The sequence below is a fragment of the Gordonia jacobaea genome, assembly GCF_965344965.1.
GTDB lineage: Bacteria > Actinomycetota > Actinomycetes > Mycobacteriales > Mycobacteriaceae > Gordonia > Gordonia jacobaea.
Map to the genome: position 1 here is coordinate 47,968 of NZ_CBDRLS010000009.1, position 22,873 is coordinate 70,840.

A 22,873-nucleotide genomic window follows, 5' to 3' on the forward strand; every position below is an offset into this window, starting at 1 on the left:
CCACATCCTTCGATACGACACACATTTACGGCGCGGCCAGTGTCCGGACGGTGACGGTGGAGCCGGATTCGCCGCGCAGTACGTGCAACTGCGACGGAATACGGGCACGGAGTTCGTCGACGTGGCTGACCACGCCAACAACTCTGCCGCCCGAACGCAATTCGTCGAGCACGCCCATCACCAGGTCGAGGGACTCCGGGTCGAGGGTGCCGAACCCCTCGTCGATGAACATCGTGTCCAGCACACGGCCGCCTGCTTCGCTCGACACGACGTCGGCGAGTCCGAGTGCCAGCGCCAGGGACGCGAAGAACGTCTCGCCACCCGAGAGGGTTGTCGCCGCACGCGTGACACCCGTGTACTCGTCACGCACCTCGATGCCGAGACCGCCACGACGCCCCCGCGGCCCTCCGGCATCGGAGTGTGCGAATTCGTAACGGCCAGAGGACATCTGCCGAAGTCGATCCGACGCCGCGACCAAGACTTCTTCGAGGCGTGCCGCGAGGACGTACGAGCGCAGTGTCATTCGCTTCGCGTTCTGCCCTCGTCCGCTCACCAATTCGGCGAGATCGTGGATCTCCCTCTGCCGCAGACGAATCGGCTCGAAATCGGTCAGCGCCTCCCAATAGAGGGTGACGTGATCGGCCAGGCCGGTCGATCGCCGCGTGGAGACGGCCGCAGCGCCGGACGCGGCGTCGCAGCGGGCGCGCACCGCCTCGAGCGTGGTCTCGAGGTGAGCCAGGTCGACGGGCTCGGTCGCCAGCGCCGAACGCACGTCGTCATCGTCCAACGTGCCCTGCGCCTCGACTCTCAGGCCGTGCGCCTTGCGCAGCGACAACTCCCAGACCCCCATCTGCACGTCCGTCGCCGTCGCCGCTCGCACCGCGGTCTCGTCGGCGAACTGCGCTTCGTCGCACGCGGACGCGGCGCGCCTCGCCGCCTGTGTCGCCCACTCTCCGGCACGGCGCACCTCCGCACGCGCATCTCGCAAAGCCGTCGCGCAGCGACACAGTTCGGCCAGTTCAGCCCGGCGGCCGCTGACATCGCCCCGGCCTCCGGTTGCCGTCGAGACCTCCGCGTCGAGCGACTCGAGTTCGCCACGCAGGGAGTCCAGACGCACGGACGCCGCAGCCCGCCGCGCCTGAATCTGCGATCGTTCGGCCTGCCATGTGCTGGTCCGCCCGTCCAATTCGTCGACGACGCGCTGCAGCTTGTCGACCGACGCCGCGGCGTGTTCGGCTTGCGTGAGGCGCTTGACCGTATCGTCGCGATCGGAGCGTACGGATTCGCGCTCCGCATCACCGATCACCTTGTCCAGATTGGCTTTTCGCTCGCGATAGGTGTCCAGCGACGAGCGCGCACGCGTCAGCTCGGCGGAGGCCCGCTGTTCGATGTCAGCAGCCGCCGCCTCGTCGGCGTCGCCCACATGATCGCCCGGATCGCTCGTCGTGGGTGCGGGGTGCTCGCGCGAGCCGCAGACGGTGCACGGCTCCCCGTCGACGAGTTGGGACGCGAGTTCGGCCGCCATCCCGGCAAGGCGACGTTCGCGAAGGTCGAGCAGTCTGCTCCGTGCGTCATTGTGCGCCGAGTGTGCGTCGGCGACAGCGCGCTCGGCACGACTGAGGACAACCTCGAGTTTGTCGCGCTCATCGATGGCCTCGAGAATCGACGTCTGCTGTGCCTGCTGATTGCGCAGCGTCTCGATCCGGGCACGATGCTCATGAGCATCGTGCAGGGCAGCGATAGCTGCGGTCCGTTGCTCCGGCAGCGCCGCGAGCGCGTCGTCGAGTTCGACGGTGCGGGTGGCCGCCGCCGAGACCTCGGCCTCAGCTGCGCCGATCGCAGCGATCAGCGTGGGACGTTCGAGTGCCCTGCGCACCAGCGGTTCGAGCCGACCCGACTCCGCCGCCCAGGTGTCGATCGCGCGGGCCAACTCGGTGTCGTCGCACTCGCGCGCCCACGCCGCCTCCACATCTTCGGACACCGCATGCTTGGACACGGCCGATTCCGCTGCCGCACGGAGTGCATCGGCAGCGCGGGCGTTGGCGATCGCCTGCTCGTGATCGGCGAGCACGGGGACCACCGGCGCCGCGCGACGCGCAGCCGCGAGTGCCTTCTCGGCGACATCGAGTTCGGGCTTGGCGGCGTCGAGTTGTTCGATGCGTGAGCGCGCGGCGAGTCCACGCTGCCTGTCGTGCATCATCTTTCTGCCGCGGTCGTATGACTGCTGCGCGGCGTCGAGTACGTCGCGCGCCTCCGCCAACGCCGTGGCGTCGCGACGTTCTGCCTCGCGGGCGTCGTCGAGGCATTTCTGCGCCCAGGCCATGTCGGGCTCGATGGGTGCCTCGACGTCGGCCAGGGCCCCGATCTGTGCGGCGATGCGGTCGATCGACGCCGCCTTTGCGTCGAGCGCCGCTGCACTCTCTCGCGCGCGCTCGCGCAGCCACTCCTCGACATCGCCGAATCGCTCGGTGTCGAAAAGTCTCTCCAACAACGCTTCTCGCTCTTCGTTGGGTGCGCGCAAGAACCGCGAGAAGTCGCCCTGCGGGAGGAGCACGACCTGGAAGAACTGCTCGGCACTCATGCCGAGGAGCTCGCTCACGGTCTCGCCGATCTCGGGCAACCGGGTGAGTGCCACCCCCGACCCGTCGACCCACTCGAGCGTCGCCTTCGCCTGGACCTTTGTTGTCCCCGTCCCCCGCTTCTTGGGGCGCTGATACTCGGGCGAACGGATGATGCGGAAACGGCGGCCGTTGATCGTCGCTTCGACCTCGACCTGTGGAACCTGTTCTGCCGGAGCATGATCGGAATGCAGACGTTTGGCCTCGTTCCGGGCGCCGGGCACCCGGCCGAAGAGCGCGAACGCGACGGCGTCGAGCACCGTCGTCTTGCCTGCACCCGTCTGTCCGTGCAGCAGGAACAGGCCGTCGGCTCCGAGCGCGTCGAAATCGATCGCCGTATCGTCGGCGAACGGCCCGAATGCGCTCATGCGCAACCGATGAAGTCTCATGCCGACTCTGCCACCCGGTGGCCGTCTGCCGGCGCGTCGATCTCGAAGAGCGCCAACGGTTCGCAGGATGCGACCTGCTCCGGCTCGCCGACGACAGCGCGCAGCGCGCTTTCCACAAGCGCCCGCTCACGGGTGGTCGGCTTGTCGCGTACATCGGTGACGAAGGACGTGATGATCTCCGCATCGCTGCGACCGCGCACCCGAGAGCGGTAGTCGACGCTGTTCTCGGCGTCGGGACGCTGCCACTGCACGTGCACGGCATGCGGAAACCGTTGTCGCAGAGCACGCATCGCGTCGACTGGGCGGACCGCATCGGTGAGCGTCGCTTCGACGTAGTGGTCTTCGGCAATCGACAGCGACTCGTCGGTCAGCAACTCGTCGAGCGTGCCCCGCAGCGACGTGAGACCGCGCACGATCGGCAGGTCGTGGCGCCGGACGTCGGATACACCGTCGGCGTCGAGGTCGACGAGCCACACGGCTTTGTGGTGTGTGTTCTCGCCGAACGAGTACGGGATCGGCGACCCGCTGTAGCGGACTGTCGGCGTGAGTTCCTGCGGCGAGTGCAGGTGGCCGAGTGCGACGTAGTCGACCCCCGAGAACACTTCGGCTGCAACGGTTTCCACTCCCCCGACGCTGATCGAACGTTCGGATCCGATAGCGAGACCACCGACGACGAACGCGTGCGCGATGACTACCGAACGCGCATCGCGTGCGGTGAGATCGGCACGGATGCGTTCCATGGCCGCAGTGAGCACGTCGGAGTGTCCGCGCGCGTCGTCGACGCCGAGTTCGGTTCGCGTGACCTCGGGTTCGAGGTACGGGATTCCGTAGATCGCCACGTCTCCGTGTTCGTCGGAGAAGACGATGGGGTCGGCGATCGACGCCACCGAGGTGCGCAGATGCAGACCACCGGCTGCGGCGAAGCTCGATCCGACACCCAGTCGCGTCGGCGAATCATGATTGCCGGAGGTCACGACGATCGCGGCACCGGCGGCCGCAATCGCGGCAAGGCCGTCGTCGTAGACGCGGACGGCGTCGGCCGAGGGCACCGACCTGTCGAACACGTCGCCCGCCACGACGACGACATCGACCGATTCCGCGGCGACGACGTCTGCGAGGTGACGCAGCGACGCGCGCTGGTCATCGAGCAGGTCGGCGCCGTGGAAGGTTCGGCCGATATGCCAGTCGGAGGTGTGCAGGATTCGCATGGGAAACACCGTACGATCTGCCACCGACAGATCCGGGGAGGCGCGTCAGCCCGCCCCGGATGCCGTCACGCTGCCCCGGCCTCTTCCACCGCACCTTCGGCAGTCACTGCGGCCTTGGCTTCTGCCGCAGGCGGATACGAACGCTGCGTCGCCGGCCGCTTGAGGAAGAGCGTTGCGACGACGCCGATCAGCAATGCCGACGCGGGCAGATAGAGGGTCTGGCCCATTGCGAGCGCGAACGGCTCACGGACGGGGTGACCGAAGACCTCGATCGGCAACTGCTTGGCGCTGTCGTTGTTCGACGCGGTGTCCATGCCGGGCAGGTTTGCGGCCAGTCTCGTCTGCATCAGTGCGCCGACAGCAGCCGCGCCGATCACCGAGCCGATCATTCGCGTGGTGTTGTAGACGCCTGCTCCCGCACCTGCCTGGTACCAGGGAAGGTCGCGGGTTGCGGTCGCCGCGAGCGGCGCCCAGATACCCGCAGACGCGATGCCCATCAGCGCCAGCGGCAGGATCAGTTGCCACACAGGGGTCGCCGACCGCGCGATGCTGCCCATCCAGAACAGCGAGATCGATGCCAGGAACAGACCCGTGGAGATGATCAGGCTGGGATGCACGCGGTCGAGAACTCGCCCGACAATCGGTGCGAGGATGCCGGTGAAGATCGCCATCGGCACCATGACCAACGCCGATTGCGTGGGCGTCATGCCACCGACGAGCTGCAGGAAGAACATGGCCGGAATCATCTGACCGGAGATCGCGAAGCCCATCGAGGCGATACCGATGTTGGACAACGAGAAATTGCGCTGACGGAACAACGAGAGCGGAACGAGCGGTTCGGTCTTGACTCGCGACTCCCAGAAGATGAACAGCGCGAACACGACGACGCCCACGATGATGAGCGCCCAGATCCACGGCGCCCAGTCGTACTTCTCACCGTCTTGGATACCGAACACCAAGGCGGACAGACCGATTGCCGACAGTACGACTCCGACCCAGTCGAAGGAGTGGTCGTGCTTCTCGACCTCGGGCACGAGCACGGCCGCGAGGATCAGACCGACGATGCCGACGGGGAGGTTGACGAAGAAGATCCACTCCCAGCCGAGGTTGTCGGTCAGCACGCCGCCGAGCAGCGGGCCGACCAGCGTTGCCACACCGGCGACGGTGCCCCAGACACCCATTGCGGCACCACGCTTTTCGGGCGGGAAGATGCGCGTGATCATGGCCATCGTCTGCGGTGTGATGAGCGCGGCTCCGACGCCCTGCAGTCCGCGAGCTGCGATCAGTTCGCCGATCGAGCCGGAGAACCCGCACCAGACGCTCGCGGCGGTGAACACCACTAAGCCCACCTGGTAGACGGTCTTGGGTCCGTACTTGTCGCCCAGCCTGCCCGTGATCAGCAGCGGCACAGCGTAGGTCAACAGATACGCGCTGGTCACCCAGACGATGCCGTTGACATCGGTATCGAGCGCCGCACGGATCTGCGGCTGTGCGACGGCGACGATCGTCATGTCGACGAGGATCATGAAGAAGCCGACGCACAGGGACATGAGCGAAAGCCACGGTCGGTTGGTCACCGACTTGAATGCCGGAGCGGTCATGAGTTCTGCACTTTCTGAGGTGTGGACGAATCCTGTGCTGGGGACGAGTTCTGTGCTGGGGAGGATTGAGGTGGTGCCGGCGTGGTGGTGTGCTTTGTGCGCCACGTCGAGCCGGGGTCGTCGATCCACTCGATGTCGTTGTGACGCAGACGCCCGACGAGATCGACAAGCCAATCGATCTGCGTTTGCAGAGTTGCCAGGCGGCACCCGACGTCGAGATAGAACATCTCGACCGCTCCGCGTGCATGCGCTGCCTCTGCCGCCACCTCGACCCGTTGACGATCGGCGCGCATCGCATCGATACGTCGTTCGAGCAGTTCGACGACCCGCTGTCGCGGCAACGAATGTGCCTCGGACAAGGCGAGGTAGAGCTCGGGATATTCGACGGGGTGACGTTCGAGAATCGCCTCGAGGCTCCCAGCGAGCGCGGCCCTGCCCGCTTCGGTGATCGCGTAAACGGTCCGCTGCGGTCGGTTGCCCTCCTGACGGACCTCGACGACCTCGATGAGTCCGCCGGCGGCCAGGCGGTCGACGGTGTGATAGAGCGTGCCGGGACGAATCTTGGTGAGGCGGTCTTCTTCGCGCTCGATCGTGGTCTGGAACATCTCGTACGGGTGCATCGGCCGTTCGGCAACCAGGCCGAGCACCAGGATCGCCTGCGGAGCCAACGGTCGCTCAGCGGTCACGGCGTGGCCCCCTCTCTCGCTGCCAAATATTCCGGGTGGAATATACCGCGCCGAATAGCGGGTGCCAACCGTCGGTGGCGATCACTACTGTGGAGTCATGAGTCCCGCCCAGTCAGGCACACAAGCCCAGTCAGGCACACAAGCCCAGTCAGGCACACAAGCCCAGTCAGGCACACAAGCCCAGTCAGGCAAAGAAGCACAGTCAGGCACGCAGGCGTCCTATGTCACCAGCGGACAGGAGTTCGTCCGCGACACGCAGTACATCGAGACCCGCATCACGCGCGATGGTCGCGACGGCTATCCGGTCGAGGCAGGCCGGTATCGACTTGTGGCGGCGCGCGCGTGCCCGTGGGCCAACCGCACGCTGATCGTTCGACGACTCCTCGGTCTCGAGGATGCGATCTCGTTGGGGCTGTGCGGTCCCACTCATGACAAGGACTCGTGGACGTTCGACCTCGACCCCGGCGGCGTCGACCCTGTCCTGAAGATTCCACGTCTCAAGGATGCGTACGAGAAGCGGTTCCCCGGTTATCCGAAGGGCATCACCGTCCCGGCGATCGTCGACGTCCCCAGCGGTGAGGTCGTGACCAACGACTTCAAGCAGATCACCGTCGACTTCGAGGTCGAGTGGTCCGACTATCACCGCGAGGGGGCGCCCGACCTCTACCCCGAGCACCTACGCGACGAGATCGAATCCGTCAGCAAGGGTGTCTACACCGAGGTCAACAACGGCGTGTACCGCTGCGGATTCGCCGGCAGTCAGGACGCGTACGACAAGGCATACGACCGGCTCTTCACCAAACTCGACGAACTGACCGAACGCCTGGCATCGCAGCGTTACCTGGTGGGCGACACCATCACCGAGGCAGACGTCCGGCTGTTCACGACGCTTGCGCGATTCGATCCGGTCTATCACGGGCATTTCAAGTGCAATCGGAGCAAACTGTCGGAGATGCCTGTGTTGTGGGCGTACGCGCGAGATCTCTTCCAGACTCCGGGTTTCGGCGACACCGTCGACTTCACACAGATCAAGCAGCACTACTACCTGGTCCACCGCGACATCAATCCCACCGGGATCGTGCCCGACGGCCCGGACCTGAGGAATTGGCTCACTCCTCACCATCGCGACGAGCTCGGGGGCAGGCCCTTCGGAGACGGAACGCCACCACCCCCACCGCGGCCGAATGAGGTCGTGCCAGAACAGGATTGGGTACCACTGCCATGACCGAAGCCAAACGAACCGAACAGAAGCCTCCCGCGAAGGCGGTCGAGGTGACCGGGGGCCTGCTGGACAAGGCCCAGCGCCTCCAGGCTCCGGCGGTCAAGAAGTACGTGGACGCGCTGCGTAAGGCGCATCCAGACGAGTCGCCGGAGCAGATCATCCGGAGGCTGGAGAAGCAGTTCCTGCGGACCGTCATGGGTACGGGTAGCGCGGTCGGCGCAACCGCGGCGATCCCCGGGGTCGGCACCATGACGGCGCTGACCGCGATGACGGGCGAGACCGCCCTGTTCCTCGAAGCCTCGGCGTTGTTCGCACTGGCCGTCGCCGAGGTACACGGCATCGGCGTCGAGCAGTCCGAACGACGAAAGACGCTCGTCCTGGCGGTGGCTCTCGGTGAGGAGGGCGTCGCAGCGCTCGGCCGCCTCATCGGCACCCGAGGTGGCGCACTGCGTCGACTCGGAACCGCAGCCATCCCCGGTGGTGGCCTCGGGAAACTGAACACCACTTTGATGAACAAGATCGTCAAGAAGTATGCGATCAAGCGCGCGCCGCTCATCTTCGGGAAGCTGATGCCTGCAGGTATCGGAGCCGTTGTCGGCGGTGCCGGAAACCGCGCACTCGGACGTCGCGTCGTCGTCAACGCACGCGAGGCGTTCGGTCCGGCGCCGAAGTCGTGGCATGGCGATGTCGTCGACGGGAGCGTCGTCACCGAACCCGGCCTGCCCGCCGGGGATCGGTGACCGGCTCCCTCACGGACAGCCCGGCCCCGATCCGAGATGCCCCACCCACCAACAATCCGACTCCCGCGCAGCACACCGGCTGGATTCGTCGACTCTCCACTGAATGCTGGCGACATCGCAGATTGGTGGTCGTCACTCTTGCGGTGACCCTGGTTGCCGTTGCCGTCGACCTCGTCGCGCCCCTGCTGGCCAAGGCTGCGATTGATCACGCGACCGGAGCGCAACGCGGCGGCGCGACGATCTCGGTGATCGTCGCGGCGCTGCTCGTGTTGGCGGTCGTGCGTTACGCCTGTCAGTTCGGGCGCAGGCTCACCGCGGGACAACTGTCGATCAGCGTGCAGAATGCGTTGCGGCTGCGCCTGATGCACACTTTGCTGCATCTCGACGGCGCCGCTCAGTCACGCATCAGCACGGGACAGGTTGTCTCGCGGTCGATTTCGGACCTGCAGATCGTGCAGGGACTGCTGGCCGTTGTCCCGTTGTCGGCGGGTGCCGCGGTTCAGGTGGTGATCGCGATCGGGATCATGGCCTATCTGTCGCCGCTGCTGACGGTCGTCGCGTTGAGTATCATTCCCGTCGTCGGAATCGTCGTCTTCACCACGCGCAGAAAGCTTTTCGCCGCCACGTGGTCGGCGCAGCAATCTGCGGCCAACGTCGCACAGCACGTCGAGGAGACCGTGACCGGCGTGCGGGTGGTCAAGGGATTCGGTCAGGAGTCGCGCGCCGTCGACGAACTCGTCGGCCTCGCGCGCGACCTCTATTCAAAACGCTTGCGCGCAGCCAAGATCAACGCGCGGTTTGCCCCGACGATGGCGGCAATACCCCAGTTGGGCATGGTCGCGGTCATCGCTCTCGGCGGGTGGCTGACGTTGCGCGGCACCATCACCGCGGGCACCTTCCTCGCATTCGCGACCTACGTCGCCACCATGACGTCACTGGCACGCCTGCTGACCAACGTCGTGGTCAGTGGCCAGTTGGCCCGCGCGGCCGTCGACCGTGTCTACGACGTCATCGACGAACCCACCGACCCCGGCGACCGACAGACCGGCACACTGCCCGACGGCGCTCTCGGACTTCGCTTCGACGACGTCGACTTCGCGTTCGGCGACAAGGCCGTCCTGCACGAGATCGACCTCGACATCGCTCCCGGCGAGTGCGTCGCGATCGTCGGACCACCCGGCTCCGGAAAGTCGACCATCGCGGAACTGACCAGCCGCTACCTCTCCCCGACCGCCGGCACGGTGTCACTGGTCTCGACCGATGGCTCACACGATGTCGCCACGCTCTCCCCCGACAGTCTGCATTCCGCGGTCGCCGTCGTCTTCGACGAACCGTTCCTCTACTCCGACACCATCGCCGCCAACATCGCACTCGGCGTTCCCGTCGACGCACGCACGCTGCCCGATGGCGCACCGCACCCACGCCTGGTCGACGCCGCGGCCCGCGCCGACGCGCTCGAGTTCATCTCGGCACTGCCCGACGGATTCGACACCATCGTCGGCGAGCGGGGCCTGACCCTCTCGGGCGGCCAACGACAACGCATCGCGCTCGCCCGCGCACTGTATGCCGACCCGCGTGTGCTCGTGCTCGACGACGCGACATCTGCCGTAGACGCCGCAACCGAATCGCGCATCCTGCGTGACCTGCGCAGCGGCGGCGATTCACGGCCGACGATGCTCGTCCTCGCGCATCGACGGTCGACGCTGATGCTCGCCGACCGTGTGGCCGTGCTCGACGACGGGCGGATCACCGACATCGGTACCGTCGCCGAACTCGATGCGCGCAGTCCGCGCTTCCGAGCTCTGATGACCGGCGTGGTCCCCGAGGCGCCCACTGCGCGGGCCGCGCTACACGACACTGCTCCTCGGGTGGCGGCACCTGCTGTGGTGGATGACGCACTCATGACCCGGCTGTGGCCGCCCGTCGATCCGGGAGCGCCGCCCGCAGACGACAGCGCGGCGTCGACGATATCGCGCATCGCCGCGCCACCCGGTCGCGGACCGAGTGGTCGCGGGGGCGGTGTGGCGAGCGCGCTCGGTTCGATGCAGGCGACGCCCGCGTTGCTCCGGGCCGTCGACGCCCTGCCACCCGCCGATGAGGATCCCCGGGTCGACACCGCGTCGGTGCGTCGCGAGAACCGAGAGTTCAGCCTCTGGGGCATCCTCTCGCCGGTACGCCTCCTGCTGATCACCGCGATCGTCTGCATCTCGCTGGACACGCTCATCGGACTCGCCTTTCCGTCGTTGGCCCGCGCGGTCCTCGACGCCGCGGGCCGCGCGGACGAAGCGCGCTTATGGGAGGTCGCAGCCTTCGGTGTGGGACTGGTCGCGCTCGGCTGGATCGTCGGCGCCGCGATGACGTTGACATCGACGCGCGCAGGCGAGCGCGTCCTGTTCGGCCTCCGGGTGCGCAGCTACGCGCACCTGCAGCGACTGGGTCTCGACTACTACGAGCGCGAACTGTCCGGCCGCATCATGACGCGGATGACCACCGACGTCGACGCGTTGTCGACGTTCCTGCAGACGGGCCTGACCTCGGCGATCGTCGCCGTGTTGACCCTCGTCGGAGTCACCGTCGCGCTGCTGCTCACCGATATCGAACTCGGACTGATCATCCTGCCCGTCTTTCCGATCATGATCGCCGCGACCATCGCGTTCCGACGGGTTGCCGCGGAGGCGTACACGCGCTCGCGGGAACTGGTGAGCGTCGTCAACGCCGACTTCCAAGAGAACATCGCGGGGATCAGAACCACACAGACCTACCGCAACAGCGACATCGCCATGACCCGCTTCACCGATCGCACCGTCGAATGGGTGCGCGCACGAATGCGTTCACAACGGGCCATCTCCGTGTACTTCCCGTTCATCACGCTGATGTCCGACGTCGCGGCGGCCGTGGCGATCGCCGTCGGCGCACATCGCATCTCGACCGGAACGATGCAGGCGGGCACACTTGTCGCCTTCATTCTCTATCTCGCATTGCTCTTCGGTCCGGTGCAGCAGCTCTCGCAGGTCTTCGACGGCTATCAGCAGGCAGTCGTGGGGCTTCGACGCATCGCGGACCTCCTCCGCACACGCAGCTCGCTCGAATCACGCGAGGATCGGATACCGGTGCCCGCCAACGGTTTCGACGGCGATATCGAACTCGACGACGTCGGGTTCCGGTACACCGGCGCTCACGACGACGCGCTGCGCGACGTCGAACTGACCATCCCGGCAGGCTCATCACTGGCGCTCGTGGGACGCACGGGGGCGGGCAAATCGACGGTCGTCAAACTGCTCGCCCGCTTCTACGACCCCACCAGCGGCGAGGTCCGCATCGATGGGACCGACATCCGCGACTTCGGACTGCTCGACTACCGACATCGGATCGGCCTCGTACCCCAGGAACCGCACCTGTTCACCGGGAGCGTGGCCGAGAACATCGCCTACGGCCGACCCGATGCGGATCGGACACAGATCGCGGCCGCTGCACTCGCCGTCGGCGCCACCGATGTCATCGCCGGACTCGACGGCGGGATGCGCCACCAGGTCGGCGAACGCGGCGGCGGATTGTCGTCGGGCCAACGTCAGCTCATCGCGCTCGCGCGGGCCGAACTGGTCGACCCCGACCTCCTGCTTCTCGACGAAGCGACCGCGACACTCGACCAAGCGACCGAAGCGCTGGTGCTCGCGGCGGGCGAAACCGTCACACGTCGACGCACCTCGGTGATCGTCGCCCACCGCCTCGCGACCGCGGCGCGCGCCGATCGGATCGCCGTCGTCGACAACGGGCGGGTCGTCGAGTTGGGAACACACGACGAGTTGCTGTCGTTGGGTGGAAGGTACCGCGCGTTCTGGGATGCAGGTGTCGATCCGGACGTCGACGGTATCGAGCCTGCTCACGGCGACGATCGCGTCTGACGATCGACGTTGCTCACCAGGGTTGCGGGTCGGGGCCGCAACGGGGTGTGACGTCGGCGCGGTCGGTACACGGGGCGCAACGTCGCGCGCGTAGCATGAGCAGGTGGTGCGTCGTAGTCTTCACAAGGGACTCGGTCTCCACAAGGGACTCCACGACGCGAGCGAGCGACCCGACACCAGAGGGAATTGAGGCGAGATACCGCTGTGAGCAGTTCGATATCAGATTTCGGACAAAACACGTGGCTGGTCGACGAAATGTACCAGCAATTCAAAAAAGACCCGAACTCGGTCGACCCGAGTTGGCACGATCTGCTGAAGGACTACAAGCCCGGCGACGACGGCTCGTCCAACGGCACCTCAGCTTCGTCCGCGGGGGCATCGTCTGCGGCCAAGTCCACAACCGCGGCGACTACCAAGACCGCATCGACCAAGACAGCGCCCGCGAAGAACACGGCGTCCGGCAACGGGTCGGGCACCGCACACAGCAACGGTGCGTCGAACACCGCAGCCCCGAAGAAGACCGCAGCCGCGAGCAGCAACGGCAGCGCCTCGTCCAACGGCAAGCCCGCACCTCGACAGGTCACTCTCGACCAGGAGCCGACCCCGCGTCCGGCCACCACAAACTCCCACGCCCGTGAATCGACCGCCACCAAGGCCGCGTCGGGTCACAGCGTTGCGAGCCGCGACGGATCGTCGCGTTCGCAGAAGGCTCCCGCGTCGGCCAAGGCCGCGTCGGCAACTGCGGACGCAGCACCCGCCGAGGACACCGAGAAGGTGCTTCGCGGCGCGTCGGCCGCAGTCGCCAAGAACATGACGGCGTCGCTGCAGATCCCGACCGCGACCTCGGTTCGTGCGATCCCGGCCAAGCTGATGATCGACAACCGCATCGTCGTCAACAATCATCTGGCCCGCACCCGCGGCGGCAAGATCAGCTTCACCCACATCCTCGGCTACGCGATTGTCCAGGCGATCAAGGCGTTCCCGAACATGAACCGCCACTTCGCCGAGATCGACGGCAAGCCGAATGTGGTCACCCCTGCGCACACCAACCTCGGACTGGCGATCGACCTCGTCGGCAAGGACGGCAACCGCTCGCTCGTCGTCGCCGCCATCAAGAACTGCGAGACCATGGGTTTCGCCGAGTTCTACGCCGCGTACCAGGACATCGTGCGCCGTGCCCGTGACGGCAAGCTCACCGCGGAAGACTTTGCGGGCGTGACCATCTCGCTGACCAACCCGGGCACCATCGGCACCGTGCACTCCGTGCCGCGCTTGATGAAGAACCAGGGTGCGATCGTCGGCGCCGGAGCGATGGAGTACCCGGCAGAGTTCCAGGGTGCGAGCGACGAGCAGATCGCCGAGCTCGGCGTCGGCAAGCTGATGACGCTGACCTCCACCTACGATCACCGGATCATCCAGGGCGCCGAATCGGGCGACTTCCTGCGCAAGATCCATGAACTGCTGCTCGACGACGCGTTCTACGACGAGTTGTTCACGGCGTTCCACATCCCCTACGAGCCGATCCGCTGGCGTCGCGACATCCCTGCGGGAGTCGTCGACAAGAACGCCCGGGTGCTCGAGCTGATCGCGGCCTACCGCAACCGTGGCCATCTGATGGCCGACACCGATCCGCTCATGATGGACAGCTATGCGCGGACGTCGCATCCGGATCTCGACATCCTGACCTACGGCCTGACGCTGTGGGACCTCGACCGCACCTTCAAGGTCGGTGGTTTCCACGGCCAGGACACGATGAAGCTGCGCGACGTCCTGTCGATTCTGCGCGATGCGTACTGCCGCCACGTCGGCGTCGAGTACACCCACATCCTCGAGCCCGAGCAGCAGCGCTGGGTTCAGGAACGCGTGGAGATCAAGCACGTCAAGCCGCCGGTCGCCGAGCAGAAGTACATCCTCTCCAAGCTCAACGCCGCCGAGGCATTCGAGACCTTCCTGCAGACGAAATACGTTGGGCAGAAGCGCTTCTCACTCGAGGGTGCGGAGTCGGTCATCCCCATGATGGATGCCGTGATCGACCAGAGCGCCGAGTACTCGCTCGACGAAGTCGTCATCGGAATGCCGCACCGCGGCCGCCTCAACGTGTTGGCCAACATCGTCGGCAAGCCCTACTCGAAGATCTTCACCGAGTTCGAGGGCAATCTGAATCCGTCACAGGCCCACGGTTCCGGCGACGTGAAGTACCACCTCGGCGCCGAGGGCAAGTACTACCAGATGTTCGGCGAGAACGAGATCAACGTCTCGCTCACCGCCAACCCGAGCCACCTCGAGGCCGTCGACCCGGTGTTGGAGGGCCTCGTCCGCGCGAAGCAGGATCTTCTGCCTGAAGAGCGCGAGTTCTCCATCCTGCCGCTCATGCTGCACGGCGACGCCGCATTCGCAGGGCAGGGAGTCGTCCCCGAGACGCTCAACCTCGCGATGCTTCCGGGTTACCGCACCGGCGGCACCGTGCACATCGTGGTCAACAACCAGGTGGGCTTCACCACGGCGCCCGAGCACTCGCGGTCGAGCGAGTACTGCACCGACGTCGCGAAGATGATCGGTGCCCCGATCTTCCACGTCAACGGCGACGACCCCGAGGCGTGCGTGTGGGTGGCCAAGTTGGCCGTCGACTACCGCGAGATCTTCCACAAGGATGTCGTCATCGACCTCGTCTGCTTCCGCCGTCGCGGACACAACGAGGGCGACGACCCGTCGATGACCCAGCCCGCGATGTACGACGTCATCGACACCAAGCGTGGTGTGCGTAAGTCCTACACCGAGGCTCTGATCGGTCGTGGCGACATCTCGACCAAGGAGGCCGAGGACGCCCTTCGCGACTACCAGGGTCAGCTCGAACGTGTCTTCAACGAGGTCAAGGAACTCGAGAAGTTCACTCCCGAGCCCAGTGAGTCCGTCGAGGACGATCAGCCTCTGCCGCAGAAGCTCGTCACCGCCGTCGACAAGACGGTTCTCGAGCGCATCGGCGACGCGTTCTACGACACACCGGACGGCTTCACGCCGCACCCGCGCGTCAAGCCGGTGCTCAAGCGTCGTCATGAGATGAGCCGCGACGGCCACGTCGACTGGGCGTTCGCCGAGTTGCTGGCTTTCGGTTCGCTCGTGCTCGAGGGACGTACCGTCCGCCTGTCCGGCCAGGATTCGCGACGCGGCACGTTCAGCCAGCGTCACTCGGTCCTCATCGACCGGGAGAACGGCTCCGAGTACACGCCGCTCAATCACCTCGCACCGCTCGACGGCGACGCCGACTCCGAAGGCCGCTTCATGGTCTACGACTCGCCGCTCTCGGAGTTCGCGGTTGTCGGTTTCGAGTACGGCTACTCGGTGGGCAACCCCGATGCACTGGTGCTGTGGGAGGCGCAGTTCGGCGACTTCGTCAACGGCGCACAGTCGGTGATCGACGAGTTCATCAGCTCCGGCGAGGCCAAGTGGGGTCAGCGCTCCGACGTCGTGCTGTTGCTGCCGCACGGCCACGAGGGACAGGGTCCCGACCACACCTCGGGACGTATCGAGCGGTTCCTGCAGTTGTGCGCCGAGGGTTCGATGACTGTCGCTCAGCCGTCGACGCCGGCGAGCTACTTCCACCTGCTGCGTAGGCACGTGCTCGATGGCATCAGCCGTCCGCTGATCGTGTTCACGCCGAAGTCGATGCTCCGCAACAAGGCTGCGGTCAGCCCCGTGGAGGACTTCACCGACGACAAGTTCCGCTCGGTGATCGATGATCCGAAGTTCCTGAAGGACAGCGGTGATCGCAGCAAGGTCAAGCGCGTTCTGCTGGTGAGCGGCAAGATCTACTACGAGATCGCCGCCCGTCGGGACAAGGAAAGCCGCGACGACATCGCCGTGGTGCGCGTCGAGCAGCTCTACCCCGTGCCGCATCGTCGTCTGCAGGAGACGCTCGAGAAGTATCCGAACGCCGACGATTTCGTGTGGGTCCAGGACGAGCCCGCCAACCAGGGGCCGTGGCCGTTCCTCGGACTGTGGCTGCCCGAGATGCTGCCGAACCTCCTCAAGGGGTTGCGCCGCATCTCGCGTCGCCCGATGTCGGCACCGAGCTCCGGCTCGTCGAAGGTGCACGCCGTCGAGCAGCAGGAGATCCTCGACGAGGCCTTTGCCTGAGGCGTCGAATAGCAACGAGCGAGGGCCGCACCCGATTCGGGTGCGGCCCTCGCTCGTCTTTCGATCAACGTCGGAACTCACATAGGTCCCAGCGGAAGGACTGAGCGCGGTCAGCCCTCCGAGAGCGGGCGGGGATCGAATGTCACGCGAATCCGCGTGATCAGGCCGTTCTCGACGTGACTCCAGTTCGCTGTCGGCAGTGATGCGTCGTCGGTCACCAGGTCGAACCATGTGATCGCGTCGGCCCCGTCGACGACACGCGCGTGCAGGACGAGGTCGCGCATCAGGTGCTCCGACATCCCGCGGAGACCGGCAATGCACTCGTCGATTCCGTGTGCCGTCCCCATCACACCGACGAAGTCGACGTCGGGCGCGAGAACAGTACGCAGCAGGTCGAAATCGCCTGCGTGCCAAGCGTCGAAGTAGGTCGTCACCGCAGCCCTGGTGGTCGCCGTGTCGGCCTGTGCAGTTGTGTCGACAGTCATCTCTCTCCCTTTCGAAGCTTTGGTCAACGGGTGTATGAACTCCAGACTGCGCGCCAACGATTAATCTGTCCAACATCTATTTCATATGGCATTTATCATTCTGAGTCATGGAACTGCATCAGCTTCGCTATCTTCTCGCCGTCGTCGACACCGGATCGTTCACCGCTGCGGCATCGACTCTGCACATCAGCCAGTCGGGTGTGAGCACCCAGATCCGCAAGCTAGAGAACGAGCTGGGCATCGCGCTGCTGCAGCGCACCACCCGACACGTGACGTTGACCAGCGATGGAGAGCGAGTGTTGCCGGCCGTCCGCGCGGCCATCGAGAGAGTCGACGCCGTGGTGACTCTGGCCGACGATCTGCGCGGCCTCACCACCGGAACGCTGCGGGTCGGCACCGTGAGTGGCCTCACCTGGCAGCCCATCTTCGACGCCATCGCTGCGATGCACCACGATCATCCGGGGGTCGATATCTCTGTCCGCGAAGACATTTCGACGTCGCTCATAGACGCCGTCTACTCCGGAACACTGGATGTCGCAATCGCCGCGTGGTCGGGAGAACCGCCCCAGCACGTGCACGTCTCCGTCATCGTCGACGACGCGCTGCACGCCGTCGTCGCACGAGATCATCCGTGGGCGACGCGTACCGATGTCGGAGCCGATGAGATCGCCGACGCCGACCTCATCTCGCTCACCCGCGGCACCGGCGCCCGCACGGCACTCGACGCCCTGCTGGCGCGGGAGCGAGGCGGGCGGGTTCCGCGCTGGGAGGTCGCAACGCCCTCACTTGCGCACATGCTGACCACTCGTGGACTCGGCGTCGCCGTCCTCAGCGAAAGCACCGCGGCTGCGTGGCGAGACACCGTCAGCCTGCCGATCACCGACCCTGCCGCTAGATCAACACTCGGCATCATCTGGCGCGAACCCCCGTCACCGGCGACCACTACGCTGCTCCGCGAGATGCGACGTCACGCGGGGTGACGGAGCTGAGCTATCCGCGGATATCTCAAGTTGCCGGCCCAGCGACCGTCGGCTCTCAGCGCGCCGGAAGATCGGTGAGGCTCGTGACGAGCGCAGGCAGGGACGTCGAGATCATGGCGAGCAACTGGTCGCGGGTGATCTCCTCGTCGGTCAGCCAACCGATCGTGACTTCCTCCACAAAGGCGATCCACCCGAATGTGGCCAGTCGAACCGCCGGGGTGACCTCGACACCAAGGGCAGGCGCGTGGTCGAGGATGCGCTCGGCCATGACCGCTCTGGTGCCGTCGATCACGGCCCGCATCGCCGGGTCGGTGCTCGACGCACCGCGCAGGAATGCGGTATAGGCGCTGCGATGCTCGCTGACGTAGTCGACAAACGCCGACAATGAGCTCGACAGAATCGCCAGCGGATCGTCGAGGGTCTCATCGGGCGCTGTCAGCCGCAGCATCTCCTCGCCCTGCGCCTTGGCGATCGCGACATGGAACTCTTGCTTCGACGCGAAGTAGTGGAACAGCAGCGCGCGCGACACGCCTGCGACCTCGGCGATCGCGTCGATGGACACCTCATCGAGAGGCCGCTCCGACACCATCTGCAGCCCGAGCGCGATGAGCTGGTCACGTCGGGCCTCCGGGCTCATCCTCGTCCGCTTCGTCTGGGTCACAGACACAGTCTAGGCGACTTATTGACCGGTGTTCAATAGACTATTGACTAATGTTCAATAGGCTCCTAGTGTCATGAGCATGACAACGCACAATGTTGAGGTTGCCATCGTCGGCGCCGGATTCTCCGGCCTCGGCGCGGCGATCAAGATGAGCCAGAACGGCTTCACCGACTACGTCATCCTCGATCGTGGGGCCGATTTCGGCGGCACCTGGCGCGACAACACCTACCCCGGCGCCGCCTGCGACGTCGCGTCGAACCTGTACTCGTACTCGTTCGCCCCCAATCCCGAATGGTCGCGCTCGTACTCCCACCAGCCGGAGATCCACCGCTACATCAACGACGTCGCGGATCGTTTCGGCGTGCGCGACAAGGCCAGGTTCGGTGTCGAGGTCACCCGCGCCGCGTGGAGCGAGTCGCAACAGCGCTGGCTGGTCGACACCGTGCCCGCCGGAACCGATCCGGCCACCGCTGCCGTGACGACGTACCGGGCACAGCACCTCATCGGCGCGGTCGGGCCGCTCTGCGAACCCAACCTTCCCGACATCGACGGAATCGAATCGTTCGGCGGCACGGTCATGCACTCCGCGCGCTGGGACGACGACGTCGAGCTCTCGGGCAAGCGCGTGGCCGTGATCGGCACCGGCGCGTCGGCCATCCAGATCGTCCCCGAGGTGGCCAAGCGCGTCGCGCATCTCGACGTGTACCAGCGCACGGCGCCGTGGATCGTCCCCCGCACCGAGCGGCCGTACACTCCTGTCGAGCACTGGCTGTTCAAGAACGCACCCATCGTGCAGAGCGCCAGCCGCGCGGGGGTGTACGCATTCAACGAGTTCATCGCCTTCGGCCTGACCCACTCGCGTAAGGCACTCAAGCCCGTCGAGATCGTCGCCCGCGCCAACATCGCACGCGGAATCCGCGACCGAAAGCTGCGCGACAAGGTCACTCCCCGCTTCCAGGTCGGCTGCAAGCGAATCCTGCGATCGAACGCCTGGTACCCGGCACTCGATCGGCCCAACGTCGACCTCGTCACCGACCCCATCGCACGCGTGACACCGTCGGGCATCGTGACCGCCGGCGGCACCGCACGCGAGATCGACGTATTGATTGTCGCGACGGGCTTCCACGTCACCGATTCGCCCGTGTTCGACTGCATCGTCGGCGCCGAGGGACACTCACTCGCACAGGCGTGGGAGAAGAACGGAATGCAGGGCTACAAGGGGTCGTTCGTCCACGGTTTCCCGAACATGATGCTGATGGTCGGGCCGGCGACCGGCCTCGGTCACACCTCGATGGTGTACATGATCGAGTCGCAGCTCAACTACCTCGTCGACTATCTCAAAACCGTTCGGGCACAAGGCATCACGCGTGTCGACGTCGACGAGAAGTCGCAGCACGGGTACAACACCGGTATTCAGCACGCGCTGCGTCACAGCGTCTGGGTCAATGGTGGCTGCGCCTCCTGGTACGCCGACGACAACGGCAACATCACCACACTGTGGCCGGGCTTCACATTCAACTTCCGCAAGCAAACCCGACGATTCGACGTCGCTGCATACGACGTAGCTCGCGATTCGTCGGCGGCCGACACGCCGGCCGTGCTCGCGAGCACCCGCGCCTGATCTCGACTTCATCCGCGTGCACGCCGGATCTCGCACGCATCAACACACACAGGAGAACACCATGAAGAATTTTCGCGACAAGGTCGTCGTCGTCACCGGTGCGGGCTCGGGCATGGGCCGCGAACTGGCGGTGAAGCTGGGCCAACAGGGCGCCAAGCTGGCGATCTCCGACGTCAACCCCGACGGTCTCGCGACGACCGAGAAACTCGTCGCCGAGACCGGCGCGCCGGTGCACGCCCAACTGCTCAACGTCGCAGAGCGTGAGGCGGTTCTCGATTACGCCGACACGGTCATGGCCAACTACGGCAAGGTCAACGTCGTCTTCAACAACGCGGGCATCGCGCACCACGGCGAGATCGAGCGCACAGAGTTCAAAGACATCGAGCGAGTCATGGATGTCGACTTCTGGGGCGTCGTCAACGGAACGAAGGCCTTCCTGCCACACATCATCGCGTCGGGCGACGGCCACATCGTCAACACGTCGTCGCTGTTCGGCCTGCTGTCCGAGCCGGGCCAGGCGGCCTACAACTCGGCGAAATTCGCGGTTCGCGGATTCACCGAATCGCTCAACCAGGAGATGCTGATCGCCAAGCACCCTGTACGCGTCACGTGCGTGCATCCCGGTGGCATCAAGACCGCGATCGCGCGCAACGCCACGGTCGCCGACGATTACGACCAGGCCAACTTCGCCCAGTTCTTCGACAAGTACCTCGCGCGCACCTCGGCGTCGTCGGCTGCCGACACCATCATCAAGGGCGTGAAGAAGAACAAGGCGCGCGTCCTCATCGGCGCCGACGCCATCGTGCTCGACGTCTGGGTGCGTCTCGTCGCCTCGAAGTACCAGGGCGTCGTGGCGGGCGTGACCAAGCGCGTCACCACCTCGTTCCGCTGACCGCTGTCGTCGTTGCTCAGTCAGACCACAAGATGACCGGCCGAGAGTCGGGTATCGGCGGCGTGAATTGAGGCCACGGTGACGGGGCGATTCGGAACCTGCACGGCGGGGAGTGCCGTGATCGCTGTGATTCGCGATGCAGTACAGGCGCCCAGATAAAAGGACGGACGGGATTGCTAGTTTGAGGGCGTGCTCACCGACAGTCTGCGAATGCTCACTCAAGCAACCGTCGATCATGCCAGACGTTGGAGCGACGATAACGATCACACAGTTGCTGCAGGATTGCTCACTGAATCCGAGCAAATCGTGCTCGGGCTAAACACCTTTCACTACCTTGGGGGGCCGTGCGGGGAGATCGCGGCGTTATCCAATCGCGCCTCGACATGTCCAGATGACCCCATCGTGGCTGTTGCCGCCGCCTACGGCCCTACCGGCGACATCATTGCCCCGTGTGGGAAGTGCCGACAGGTCATTTTCGATATCTCACCCGACATCTGCTTCGTCGTCCGAGAGCCAAACGGGCTGACCACTCGTACGGCGAAAACGCTCCTGCCGCTTGCCTACGACTGGCGCGCTGCCGAACAACGCCAAAGGATCTACATGTGGGAGGGCTACGAACCGGTGATCCGATCCGGGGCTAAGCGTCAGACCATCCGCATCGACGACCCGTTCCGGCCCGGTCCAGCCGAGCTCGTGTTCGAGAGGTCCAGTGGCGAGGTCACTGTCATCGAAGCGATAGTCACCGAGGTGCGCTCGCTGTCCCGCAGCGAACTGACCGACGACGACGCCCGCAGAGATGGATTCGACAGTCTCAACGACCTCCACCGCGCGCTCGATCAGCACTACCCCGGCCTATCCGACTACAGCACTGTCGACGTCGTAACTTACGAGCTGCCACCGCCGGATGGCGGCGTTTGAAGGACCGCGCACCACTAGGTAACAGCCTCTGAACCGATCAGCGATCGGTTCTATGGGGGTATGCGACTCGCCGCAAGCCGATCGTCGGCGTGCGTCATCGGCCAGGAATGATCCTCGTCTCGGCTGAATCTTCCGGGCCGGTGTCCCCAGTCGAGTTCATACAAATACTGCATGTTGACGAGAAGTGTCACCACCAAGGCCCCTCGCAGTGTCACCGATGTCTTGATGCAGAATCCTCGCCGATTGAGCGGTATCCACACGATCGAAAAATAGTTCGAGAATTACTCGACGCTGTCGGTATTGTCGGGTAATGTAGAACACATATTCGACACGACCTGGGGCGGGGGTGGCGGCACGTGAACAGCAACAGCAATCGCAACAACAGCGAGAATGGCCGTGCGCCTTCGGCTTTGGCGACTGCGCCGGCGGGATCGGCGGATGCTGTCGTGGCGGAGAAACTGTCACGCCTTGCCGCGGTGTTGGATGAGTTGGCTGCCGTCGATGTGTCGCTGGTATCCGACGCGGCGCTGGTGGAAGCCACTGTGGAGGCCGAACGCCTGGCGCTGCGGACCGCGGGCGCGGTCACCGATCGCTTGATTGTGGAGGCTTCCGACCGCGACCTGCCCCGCGCTCTGGGTTTCCGCGACATCCGCAACTTCATGGGGCATGGTCTGCATATTGGCGATCCGGCTGCGCGGCATCGGGTGATCGCCGCGACTGGCTCGTTCACCACGATCTGCGGCGACCGACTACCGCCGTCGTGTCCCACCCTGGCTGGGTATGTGGTGGAGGGTCGGGTCGCGGGCGCGCACATGT

Annotated in this window: 14 protein-coding genes and 1 pseudogene; 9 read left to right on the forward strand and 6 right to left on the reverse strand. The window is 65.5% G+C overall.

Annotation, left to right across the window (positions count from 1 at the left end; translation table 11 throughout):
• Positions 1–25 precede the first annotated feature (25 nt).
• From ACRVY7_RS22480 to ACRVY7_RS22495, 4 genes are all read right to left on the reverse strand, one after another.
• The gene (locus ACRVY7_RS22480; protein WP_431818698.1) at positions 26–3,007 is read right to left on the reverse strand and encodes an AAA family ATPase; all 2,982 of its coding nucleotides are present in this window, start codon (positions 3,005–3,007) and stop codon (positions 26–28) included.
• Positions 3,004–4,215 (reverse strand): exonuclease SbcCD subunit D, encoded by a 1,212-nt coding sequence (locus ACRVY7_RS22485; protein ID WP_431818699.1) that lies wholly within the window; start codon positions 4,213–4,215, stop codon positions 3,004–3,006. Before ACRVY7_RS22485 ends, ACRVY7_RS22480 begins: the two co-directional genes overlap by 4 nt.
• A gap of 65 nt (positions 4,216–4,280) precedes the next feature.
• On the reverse strand, positions 4,281–5,816 hold the full coding sequence (locus tag ACRVY7_RS22490; protein ID WP_431818700.1) for an MFS transporter: 1,536 nt from the start codon (positions 5,814–5,816) through the stop codon (positions 4,281–4,283).
• On the reverse strand, positions 5,813–6,502 hold the full coding sequence (locus ACRVY7_RS22495; protein ID WP_431818701.1) for a PadR family transcriptional regulator: 690 nt from the start codon (positions 6,500–6,502) through the stop codon (positions 5,813–5,815). The genes ACRVY7_RS22490 and ACRVY7_RS22495 overlap by 4 nt, the downstream gene beginning before the upstream one ends.
• Before the next feature lie 97 nt (positions 6,503–6,599).
• Between ACRVY7_RS22495 and ACRVY7_RS22500 the strand changes: the two genes are divergently transcribed.
• From ACRVY7_RS22500 to ACRVY7_RS22515, 4 genes are all read left to right on the forward strand, one after another.
• Positions 6,600–7,727 (forward strand): glutathione S-transferase family protein, encoded by a 1,128-nt coding sequence (locus ACRVY7_RS22500; RefSeq protein WP_431818702.1) that lies wholly within the window; start codon positions 6,600–6,602, stop codon positions 7,725–7,727.
• Positions 7,724–8,464, forward strand: coding sequence for a hypothetical protein (locus ACRVY7_RS22505; RefSeq protein ID WP_064869974.1), 741 nt, complete (start codon positions 7,724–7,726; stop codon positions 8,462–8,464). The genes ACRVY7_RS22500 and ACRVY7_RS22505 overlap by 4 nt, the downstream gene beginning before the upstream one ends.
• Positions 8,461–12,366, forward strand: coding sequence for an ABC transporter ATP-binding protein (locus tag ACRVY7_RS22510; RefSeq protein WP_431818703.1), 3,906 nt, complete (start codon positions 8,461–8,463; stop codon positions 12,364–12,366). The genes ACRVY7_RS22505 and ACRVY7_RS22510 overlap by 4 nt, the downstream gene beginning before the upstream one ends.
• A 255-nt stretch (positions 12,367–12,621) precedes the next feature.
• Complete coding sequence (locus ACRVY7_RS22515; RefSeq protein ID WP_431818704.1) at positions 12,622–16,500, forward strand: multifunctional oxoglutarate decarboxylase/oxoglutarate dehydrogenase thiamine pyrophosphate-binding subunit/dihydrolipoyllysine-residue succinyltransferase subunit; 3,879 nt, start codon at positions 12,622–12,624, stop codon at positions 16,498–16,500.
• Positions 16,501–16,610: 110 nt separating this feature from the next.
• Here ACRVY7_RS22515 and ACRVY7_RS22520 read toward each other — a convergent pair whose 3' ends face one another.
• Positions 16,611–16,985 (reverse strand): nuclear transport factor 2 family protein, encoded by a 375-nt coding sequence (locus ACRVY7_RS22520; protein ID WP_431818705.1) that lies wholly within the window; start codon positions 16,983–16,985, stop codon positions 16,611–16,613.
• 107 nt (positions 16,986–17,092) lie between these two features.
• On the opposite strand from ACRVY7_RS22520, the gene ACRVY7_RS22525 reads away from it, so the two are divergent.
• Complete coding sequence (locus tag ACRVY7_RS22525; protein WP_431818706.1) at positions 17,093–17,965, forward strand: LysR family transcriptional regulator; 873 nt, start codon at positions 17,093–17,095, stop codon at positions 17,963–17,965.
• Positions 17,966–18,020: 55 nt separating this feature from the next.
• On the opposite strand, the gene ACRVY7_RS22530 is transcribed toward ACRVY7_RS22525, so the two are convergent.
• Positions 18,021–18,602, reverse strand: coding sequence for a TetR/AcrR family transcriptional regulator (locus ACRVY7_RS22530; RefSeq protein WP_431818711.1), 582 nt, complete (start codon positions 18,600–18,602; stop codon positions 18,021–18,023).
• Between the two features lie 103 nt (positions 18,603–18,705).
• Here ACRVY7_RS22530 and ACRVY7_RS22535 point away from each other — a divergent pair, with 103 nt between their 5' ends.
• The 4 genes and pseudogenes from ACRVY7_RS22535 to ACRVY7_RS22550 all read left to right on the forward strand — a co-directional run.
• Positions 18,706–20,247: a flavin-containing monooxygenase gene (locus tag ACRVY7_RS22535; RefSeq protein WP_431818707.1), complete on the forward strand. Its 1,542-nt coding sequence runs from the start codon at positions 18,706–18,708 to the stop codon at positions 20,245–20,247.
• Between the two features lie 61 nt (positions 20,248–20,308).
• The gene (locus tag ACRVY7_RS22540; protein WP_431818708.1) at positions 20,309–21,139 is read left to right on the forward strand and encodes an SDR family NAD(P)-dependent oxidoreductase; all 831 of its coding nucleotides are present in this window, start codon (positions 20,309–20,311) and stop codon (positions 21,137–21,139) included.
• Between the two features lie 402 nt (positions 21,140–21,541).
• Entirely contained in the window at positions 21,542–22,057 is a 516-nt protein-coding gene (locus tag ACRVY7_RS22545) for an ASCH domain-containing protein (protein WP_431818709.1), read from the forward strand.
• 356 nt (positions 22,058–22,413) lie between these two features.
• A pseudogene (locus ACRVY7_RS22550) lies at positions 22,414–22,873 on the forward strand (HNH endonuclease); the annotation flags it as partial.

Bases quoted from the DNA above. Each gene is read 5' to 3' on its own strand.
- ACRVY7_RS22535 (WP_431818707.1), top strand. From the start codon at position 18,706: ATGACAACGCACAATGTTGAGGTTGCCATCGTCGGCGCCGGATTCTCC.
- ACRVY7_RS22505 (WP_064869974.1), top strand. From the start codon at position 7,724: ATGACCGAAGCCAAACGAACCGAACAGAAGCCTCCCGCGAAGGCGGTC.
- ACRVY7_RS22515 (WP_431818704.1), top strand. From the start codon at position 12,622: ATGTACCAGCAATTCAAAAAAGACCCGAACTCGGTCGACCCGAGTTGG.
- ACRVY7_RS22500 (WP_431818702.1), top strand. From the start codon at position 6,600: ATGAGTCCCGCCCAGTCAGGCACACAAGCCCAGTCAGGCACACAAGCC.
- ACRVY7_RS22485 (WP_431818699.1), bottom strand. From the start codon at position 4,215: ATGCGAATCCTGCACACCTCCGACTGGCATATCGGCCGAACCTTCCAC.
- ACRVY7_RS22490 (WP_431818700.1), bottom strand. From the start codon at position 5,816: ATGACCGCTCCGGCATTCAAGTCGGTGACCAACCGACCGTGGCTTTCG.
- ACRVY7_RS22520 (WP_431818705.1), bottom strand. From the start codon at position 16,985: ATGACTGTCGACACAACTGCACAGGCCGACACGGCGACCACCAGGGCT.
- ACRVY7_RS22525 (WP_431818706.1), top strand. From the start codon at position 17,093: ATGGAACTGCATCAGCTTCGCTATCTTCTCGCCGTCGTCGACACCGGA.
- ACRVY7_RS22530 (WP_431818711.1), bottom strand. From the start codon at position 18,602: ATGAGCCCGGAGGCCCGACGTGACCAGCTCATCGCGCTCGGGCTGCAG.
- ACRVY7_RS22540 (WP_431818708.1), top strand. From the start codon at position 20,309: ATGAAGAATTTTCGCGACAAGGTCGTCGTCGTCACCGGTGCGGGCTCG.
- ACRVY7_RS22480 (WP_431818698.1), bottom strand. From the start codon at position 3,007: ATGAGACTTCATCGGTTGCGCATGAGCGCATTCGGGCCGTTCGCCGAC.